Origin of the sequence: Rhodococcus sp. 05-2255-3B1, from assembly GCF_002258545.1 — a bacterium.
GTDB lineage: Bacteria > Actinomycetota > Actinomycetes > Mycobacteriales > Mycobacteriaceae > Rhodococcoides.
Genome location: NZ_NOZC01000041.1, coordinates 33,343 through 41,195, shown reverse-complemented (window position 1 = coordinate 41,195; position 7,853 = coordinate 33,343). Strand labels below are relative to the sequence as shown.

The window sequence follows — 7,853 nt, the reverse complement described above, 5'->3', positions numbered from 1 at the left end:
CGGTGAGCGGGGGCCGAGGGTGAGCGAGGGGCGGGGTGAGTCAGTGACCCAGCGCCCCGGAGACTCAGATCGGGCTCAGTTGTAGGCACGCATCCGCCGCGAGCCAGAACAATTGTTCGCGCACTGTTGTTGCCCTGGTCCAGCCGCGGTGATCCCAGTCGGCGGCGAGGGAGTCGCCGGCGTACAGCAGTTGCGCGAAGCGCACTCCGCGGAATCGGGCCACGGCGCAGAAGGCCGAGGCCTCCATGTCGACGGTTCGGCAGCCTTCTTCGACTCGGCGGGAGACGCGGGCACGGGTCTCGCGGTAGAGCGCATCGGTGGTCCAGGAACGCCCGGTGACGAAGTCGACTCCGGCGTCGGTCAGTACGGATTGCAGTACGGCCACGCCTGCCGGGTCGGCGTCGACCACGCGGCCCGGCGGCAGGTAGTGGAACGAGGTGCCCTCGTCGCGGACGGCACTGTCGACCACCATCACGTGTCCCATGCCCAGGTCGTCGGACAGTGCTCCCGCGCCGCCGACGGCCACGAACTGGGTGCATCCCATCGCGATGGCCTCTTCGAGGAACAGTGCCGCCAACGGCGCACCGACGCCGGGGTGGAACACGGCGAGCTTCTCCCCGTGTCGTTCGATCTCGTAGACGGGGTGTTCGCCGTGCTCGGAACGCATGACCGACACGACTCGGGCGTCGCCTTTCGCACAGATGCTCTCGATCACCTCGGAGAAGAAACAGACGACGGCTTTCGGCGGAACGTCGACTCCCTTGGCCACCATCGACGGGTCGATGACGCCCGTTTCGTCCAGATCGTTCTCGGTCAGCGCGATGTCCATCAGGTGATGTTCGCACGAGGCGACGCTCGGCCCTGCACGACCGATGCCGTACATGTCTGCGGGTCCCGATAGACTCTCCCTGGCATTTCGCTCCATCGAAGGGACCTATTCCTCGTGTCCGCTAGCTCTGTACCCACAGACACCGTCTCCAACGCCGTCGCCACCCCCGACGTTGCGCAGCCGTACAAAGAACTCGGACTCAAGGACGACGAATACGTCCGCATCAAGGAAATCCTCGGCCGTCGGCCCACCGACGCCGAATTGGCGATGTATTCCGTCATGTGGAGCGAGCACTGCTCGTACAAGTCCTCGAAGGTGCACCTGAAGTACTTCGGCGAGACCACCACCGACGAGATGCGCAAGCCGATGCTCGCGGGTATCGGTGAGAACGCGGGCGTCGTCGACGTCGGCGACGGTTGGGCCGTCACGTTCAAGGTCGAGAGCCACAATCACCCGTCGTACGTCGAGCCCTATCAGGGTGCAGCGACCGGCGTCGGCGGCATCGTCCGCGACATCATGGCCATGGGCGCGCGCCCGATCGCCGTCATGGACCAGCTGCGATTCGGTGCTGCCGATGCACCCGATACGCGCCGCGTTCTGAGCGGCATCGTCGCAGGCGTCGGCGGTTACGGAAACTCGCTCGGCCTGCCGAACATCGGTGGCGAGACGGTGTTCGACGCCTCCTACGCCGGTAACCCCCTGCTCAACGCTCTGTGTGCCGGCGTCATGCGTGTCGAGGACATGCATCTGGCGTTCGCGTCGGGCCTGGGCAACAAGATCATTCTGTTCGGCGCACGAACCGGTCTCGACGGCATCGGCGGCGTGTCCGTGCTGGCCTCGGAGACGTTCGACGGGGACGAGACCGGCGGGGGCCGTAAGAAGCTCCCCGCGGTGCAGGTGGGCGACCCCTTCACCGAGAAGGTGCTCATCGAAGCCTGCCTCGAGCTGTACTCCAACAAGTTGGTCGTCGGCATCCAGGATCTCGGCGGTGCCGGATTGTCCTGTGCCACTTCCGAACTCGCCTCCGCAGGCAGTGGCGGAATGCACATCGAGCTGGAGAAGGTGCCGATGCGCGCCACCGGCATGACGCCCGCCGAGGTGCTGTCGAGCGAATCCCAGGAGCGCATGTGCGCGGTGGTGACGCCCGAGAACGTCGACGCGTTCATGGCCGTCTGCCGCAAGTGGGACGTCCTGGCCACCGTCATCGGTGAGGTCACCGACGGTGAGCATCTGCAGATCACGTGGCACGGCGAGACCGTGGTCGACGTTCCGCCGAAGACCGTTGCGCACGAGGGACCGGTGTACAACCGTCCCGTGCAGCGACCCGCCACCCAGGACGATCTGGTCGCGAACACCACGGCGTCGCTGAAGCGTCCGGAAACCGGTGACGAGCTGCGGGCGACGCTGCTGAAGATGATCGGCTCGCCGCAGCTGTGCAGCCGTCGATTCATCACCGAGCAGTACGACCGCTACGTGCGCGGAAACACCGTCCTCGCCGAGAACGCCGACGCAGGCGTCATCCGCATCGACGAGAAGACCGGTCGTGGAATCGCTTTGGCCACCGACGCGTCGGGCCGCTACACCGCACTCGATCCTTACCAGGGCGCGCAGCTCGCGCTCGCCGAAGCCTTCCGCAACGTCGCTGTCACCGGCTCGACGCCCAAGGCCGTCACCAACTGCCTGAACTTCGGCTCGCCCGAGGACCCGGGCGTCATGTGGCAGTTCCAGCAGGCCGTGCGCGGACTGGCCGACGGCTGCGTCACCCTCGGTATTCCCGTGACCGGCGGCAACGTCAGCTTCTACAACCAGACCGGTGCAGAGCCGATCCTGCCGACGCCCGTCGTCGGTGTACTCGGCGTCATCGACGACGTGCATCGCCGCATCCCCACCGGCCTCGGACTCGAGCCCGGCGAGACGCTGATCCTGCTCGGTGACACCCACGACGAGTTCGACGGGGCCATCTGGGCGCAGGTCGAGCACGACCACCTCGGCGGCGTGCCGCCCAAGGTCGATCTCGCCCGTGAGCAACTGCTGGCAGACATCTTGCTCTCGTCCTCGCGTGACGGACTGGTCTCGGCAGCCCACGATCTGTCCGAAGGTGGCCTCGCGCAGGCCGTCGTCGAAGCTGCTCTGGCCGGTGAAACCGGTTGCCGCATCATCGTTCCCGAGGGTGCCGATCCGTTCGTGACACTGTTCTCCGAGTCCTCGGGCCGCGTACTGGTCGCCGTACCGCGCACGGAAGAGACTCGCTTCACCGGCATGTGCACCGCCCGCGGTCTGCCGTGGGTGCGCATCGGCGTCGTCGACGAGGGCTCGGATTCGATCGAGGTGCAAGGGCAGTTCTCCGTCCCGATGACGGAACTGCGCGAGACGTTCGAGAGCACTCTTCCCAGACTCTTCGGCTGACCGAGGTGGGGGGACACACATCGGAGCAGCAGCTCGCCGAGCCCGACTCCGCACTCGAGCAGAACGAGCATCACCGCTACCACCTGCCGACGGTCGAGTTCTCGGTCCCCTCACCGGACAAGCACCCGTTCGTCATGTGGGCCTGGGGCCTGCTGCGCCTGGACTTCACCGGAATTGCGTTCGGCGCGTTGTTCTTCTGCTGGTCGTTGACTCCGTCGCTGCTCCCGCGGGGATGGTTGTTCCAGGGCATCATCGGCGGTATCAACGCGGCCATCGGCTACGCATTCGGCGTGGCGGTGGGATGGGCCGTCACCCGTTGGTGGCTCTCGTCCCGATCGTGGTGGCCGTTGCCGCGCAAGATCGAACTCGCCGTCAAGGTCGCCGTACCCGTCCTCGCGATCGCAGCGTCGATGATCATGTTGGCGATCTCGGCGGAATGGCAGCGTGAGCTGGCCGCACTGATGGACGCCGAGGGCACCACCACCACGGGATACTTCCGAACCGGTGCACTCAGTATCGCCGTTGCGGCGCTGTTGATTTCGGTATGGCGGGTGTTGCGCGACCTCGTTCGTCTGCTCGCCCGGCAGATAAACCGCGTCGTGAAGATGCCACGCGAAGTTGCCAACGCGCTCGGAGTCGTCGTCCTCGTCGTGCTGTCCGTAGCGCTGGTTCAGGGCGTCCTGCTCCGGGCCGTCTCCGAGGTCACCAACTCGGCTTTCAGCCTGCAGAACGACGAAACTCGCGACGGCGCAGAACAACCCGTGGCCGACGAACGCTCCGGTAGTCCGAACTCGTTGGCACCGTGGGACACCCTCGGATTCGAGGGCCGCAACTTCGTCTCCAGCGGACTGCGCGCCGACGAGATGGAGCGGGCCACCGGCCGCCCCAGTCTCGAGCCGATCAGGGCGTACGCCGGCCTGGAAACCGCCGAGACCCAGGACGAGCGACTGAACATCGTGGTCGCAGAACTCGAACGTACCGGGGCATTCCAGCGCGCGGCTCTCGTCGTCGTTCCGACCACCGGAACCGGATGGGTCAATCCCACCGCCATCGAAGCCGAAGAGCTCATGTTCGACGGCGATGTCGCCACCGTCGCATCCCAGTACTCCTACTTGCCGAGTTGGATCTCCTTCATCGCGGAGGGCGACAAGGCCGCGCAGGCGGGCAGAGCTCTGATCGACAAGGTGCACGACCGCTGGCTGCAGGAACCGGAGGGCACCCGCCCCAAGTTCTACGTCTACGGCGAGAGCCTCGGCACCCAGGCGGGCGAGGGCGCGTTCGACGGGTTGGCCGACATCCGGGACACCACCGACGGCGTGCTGTGGGTGGGGCCACCGAACAACAACCGCATCTGGAGTCAGTTCGTCAGCCGACGCGACCCGGGAAGCCCCGAGGTTCGGCCGGTCTACTCCGAGGGACTGACGGTCCGATTCGCCGACAACTCGTCGGGCATCCCGCCGGAGGATCAGCCCTGGTACGAACCGAGAATCCTCTACGTCCAGCACGCGTCGGATCCGGTGGTCTGGTGGTCACCCGATCTGCTGTTCGAGCGTCCCGACTGGTTGTCCGAGCCACCCGGTCCGGACCGGCTGCCGAGTATGCGGTGGTTCCCGGTCGTCACCTTCTGGCAGGTGGCCGCCGACCTGACCAACGCTGCGGGCGTTCCCGACGGGCACGGCCACAACTACGGAACCCTCGTGCTCGACGGCTGGGTTGCCGTCGCCGCGCCGGAGGGGTGGACCGACCGCGACACCGAACGAGTCCGCGGAGTCATGGAGCAATTCGCCGGCCGAGACGGTCCCGAGAAGTGACCACCGAGGCGTTGGCGATCGGTGCCGCGACGACGGCGTGGAGCACGGTCGTGCTGCCCTCGACAGGCCTCGGTGCCCGTGGACGGGCGGTGGCCAATGCCTCGTTCGCAGTGGCCGTTGCGGCGGTCTCGGGCCGCAGCGCCGCGGAACTGGGATTGCGCAATACGGTTGCAGGCGTGAAGTGGGGCGCGGCGGCATCGGCCGTTCCGGTGATCGGATCGGCCGTCGTCGCTGCGATTCCTGCGTTGCGACGCCGGGTTCGGCCGTCCGAGGACGAGCTGGCCGAGTGGGTTCTGTTTCGGATTCCGGTGGGGACGGTCCTCACCGAGGAGTTGCTCTTTCGCGGCGTGCTCGACGCTGCATCGCCCGCTCTGTCGCCGATCTTCTTCGGGCTCTGGCACATTCACCCGGCCCGGGCGGCGGGTGACACCGTGGTCGGGACGGTCGTGGCGACGGCCGCGGCCGGGGTGGTGTTCTCGTGGCTGCGAGCCCGCAGCGGCAGTGTGCTCGCGCCGGCCTTGCTGCATTACTTCCTCAACGCCAGCGGCGCCGTTCTGGCGCATCTCGCTGCGAACGACAGGAGTTCGACGTAGTGCCACCACACAAGGAAGTCGGCCCCGCCGAGGTACGCGACGCCGTGCTGGCCGTCGAGGACTGGATCAAGGGCGAGGCGGACAAGCCTGCGCGGGCGCAGATCGCCGCAGCGGTACGAACCACTGCCCGAACCCTCGGCCAGAACGCGCCGGGATCCTCGGTGGAGGTGCGGGTGCCGCCGTTCGTCGCGGTGCAGTGCATCGTGGGGCCGCGCCACACCCGCGGAACTCCGCCGAACGTGGTCGAGACCGATGCGCTGACGTGGCTGCAGGTGGTGACCGGAATCCGGAATTTCGCCGACGCACTCGCCGACGGCTCGATCGATGCGTCGGGCAGTAGGGCGGCCGAGGTGGGGCGCTGGCTGCCACTGATGTCCATCAGGTGATCGGCTCCAATTCGGACACGCGTTCACCTGCTGGGAATCTCCCGTCCACACGATGCGTTGACTCGGGCCGTGTGCCCGTAGACTCGGGCATGGCCCCCCGCCCCGTACCCCCAAGGGAGCAATGCCCGTGACCAACGCCGATTTGTCGGTCGACAGTCCGAATCTTCTGGTAGGCAAACCGCTCGACGAACCGGAGAACGAGCCGCGCGAGGAGTGCGGAGTCTTCGGAGTGTGGGCACCGGGCGAGGATGTGGCCAAGCTCTCGTATTACGGCCTCTATGCGCTGCAACACCGTGGTCAGGAAGCTGCCGGCATCGCCGTCTCCGACGGTTCCCAGGTGTTGGTGTTCAAGGATCTCGGGCTCGTCAGCCAGGTGTTCGACGAGCAGACACTCGGTGCCATGCCCGGGCACGTCGCCATCGGACACTGCCGCTACTCCACCAGTGGATCGGTCACGTGGGAGAACGCGCAACCGATCTTCCGCACCACCACCGCCGGGACCGGGATTGCACTCGGCCACAACGGAAATCTGGTGAACTTCGCCGAGCTCGCCACCAAGGCACGCGACGCAGGGCTGATCAGTGACCGGCTGCAGGGCAACGGCACGTCGGATTCCGACGTGGTGACCGCGCTGCTGGCCCACAAGGCCGCCGACTGCACCATCGAGCAGGCTGCAATGGAGTTGCTGCCGCAGCTGCAGGGTGCCTTCTGCCTGACGTTCATGGACGAGCACACCCTCTACGCCGCGCGCGACCCGCACGGCGTCCGTCCGTTGTGCCTCGGCCGCCTCGATCGCGGCTGGGTGGTGGCCAGCGAGACGGCTGCACTCGACATCGTCGGTGCCGCGTTCGTCCGCGACATCGAACCCGGTGAGCTCCTCGCGATCGATGCCGACGGCGTTCGGTCCTCACGATTCGCGGCCCCCGAGCCCAAGGGCTGCGTGTTCGAGTACGTGTACCTCGCTCGGCCGGACAGCGTCATCGGTGGCCGTTCGGTGCACTCGACGCGTGTCGAGATCGGACGACGCCTCGCCAAGGAGCATCCGGCCGACGGCGACCTGGTGATTCCGGTGCCCGAGAGCGGAACTCCCGCTGCGGTCGGTTTCGCGCAGGGCTCCGGCATTCCGTACGGCCAGGGCCTGATGAAGAACGCCTACGTGGGCCGCACGTTCATTCAGCCGTCGCAGACCATCCGCCAGCTCGGTATTCGACTCAAGCTCAATCCTCTCAAAGAGGTCATACGGGGCAAAAGACTGGTGGTGGTGGACGATTCGATCGTTCGCGGCAACACCCAGCGAGCCCTGATCAGGATGCTGCGCGAGGCCGGTGCGCTGGAGATTCACGTGCGTATCGCGTCGCCGCCGGTGCGCTGGCCCTGCTTCTACGGCATCGACTTCGCTTCTCCCGCAGAGCTGATCGCCAACGGTGTCGACTCCGAGGACGGGATCCTCGAAGGCGTCCGCCAGGCCATCGGTGCCGACTCGCTGGGGTACATCTCCATCGACGGCATGATCGCCGCGTCGGAGCAGCCCGAATCACGCTTGTGCGCAGCTTGTTTCACGGGCAGGTACCCCATCGATCTGCCTGCGGACAATGCGCTCGGCAAGCACGTACTCGAAGGTCTGTTGTCCTCGGCGGCCGGGCAGCCGGTGGACAACGACGCGAATGTGAGCGCTCTTAGTCGTCCGTGAGCTGGGCGTTCCTGCAAGGGAACAGCGGGGTTTTCTCAATGCCACATATTGGAAACAGTCCGTCGGTACTGTCCCGAGTTACATAGGACACACCGATTTGGATAGAGGCATTCAGATGACCCTGTCGCCCGACGACGG

General features: G+C 66.4%; 6 protein-coding genes. 5 read left to right on the top strand and 1 reads right to left on the bottom strand.

Annotated features, from left to right (window positions below):
- Positions 1-64: 64 nt before the first annotated feature.
- Complete coding sequence (locus CH249_RS25610) at positions 65-829, bottom strand: nucleoside phosphorylase (RefSeq protein ID WP_256988476.1); 765 nt, start codon at positions 827-829, stop codon at positions 65-67.
- 114 nt (positions 830-943) lie between these two features.
- Here CH249_RS25610 and purL point away from each other — a divergent pair, with 114 nt between their 5' ends.
- From purL to purF, 5 genes are all read left to right on the top strand, one after another.
- The gene (gene purL / locus CH249_RS25605) at positions 944-3,235 is read left to right on the top strand and encodes a phosphoribosylformylglycinamidine synthase subunit PurL (protein ID WP_094682057.1); all 2,292 of its coding nucleotides are present in this window, start codon (positions 944-946) and stop codon (positions 3,233-3,235) included.
- Between the two features lie 83 nt (positions 3,236-3,318).
- Positions 3,319-5,046 carry an alpha/beta hydrolase gene (locus CH249_RS25600; protein ID WP_256988477.1) on the top strand — a complete coding sequence of 576 codons (1,728 nt, stop codon included), beginning with the start codon at positions 3,319-3,321 and terminating at the stop codon, positions 5,044-5,046.
- The gene (locus CH249_RS25595; RefSeq protein WP_094682059.1) at positions 5,043-5,639 is read left to right on the top strand and encodes a CPBP family intramembrane glutamic endopeptidase; all 597 of its coding nucleotides are present in this window, start codon (positions 5,043-5,045) and stop codon (positions 5,637-5,639) included. Before CH249_RS25600 ends, CH249_RS25595 begins: the two co-directional genes overlap by 4 nt.
- A complete protein-coding gene (locus CH249_RS25590) occupies positions 5,639-6,025 on the top strand; it encodes a sterol carrier family protein (protein WP_032395916.1) in 387 nt (128 codons plus the stop codon). The genes CH249_RS25595 and CH249_RS25590 overlap by 1 nt, the downstream gene beginning before the upstream one ends.
- 127 nt (positions 6,026-6,152) lie before the next feature.
- Entirely contained in the window at positions 6,153-7,715 is a 1,563-nt protein-coding gene (purF, locus tag CH249_RS25585) for an amidophosphoribosyltransferase (protein ID WP_094682067.1), read from the top strand.
- The last annotated feature ends 138 nt before the right edge of the window (positions 7,716-7,853 follow it).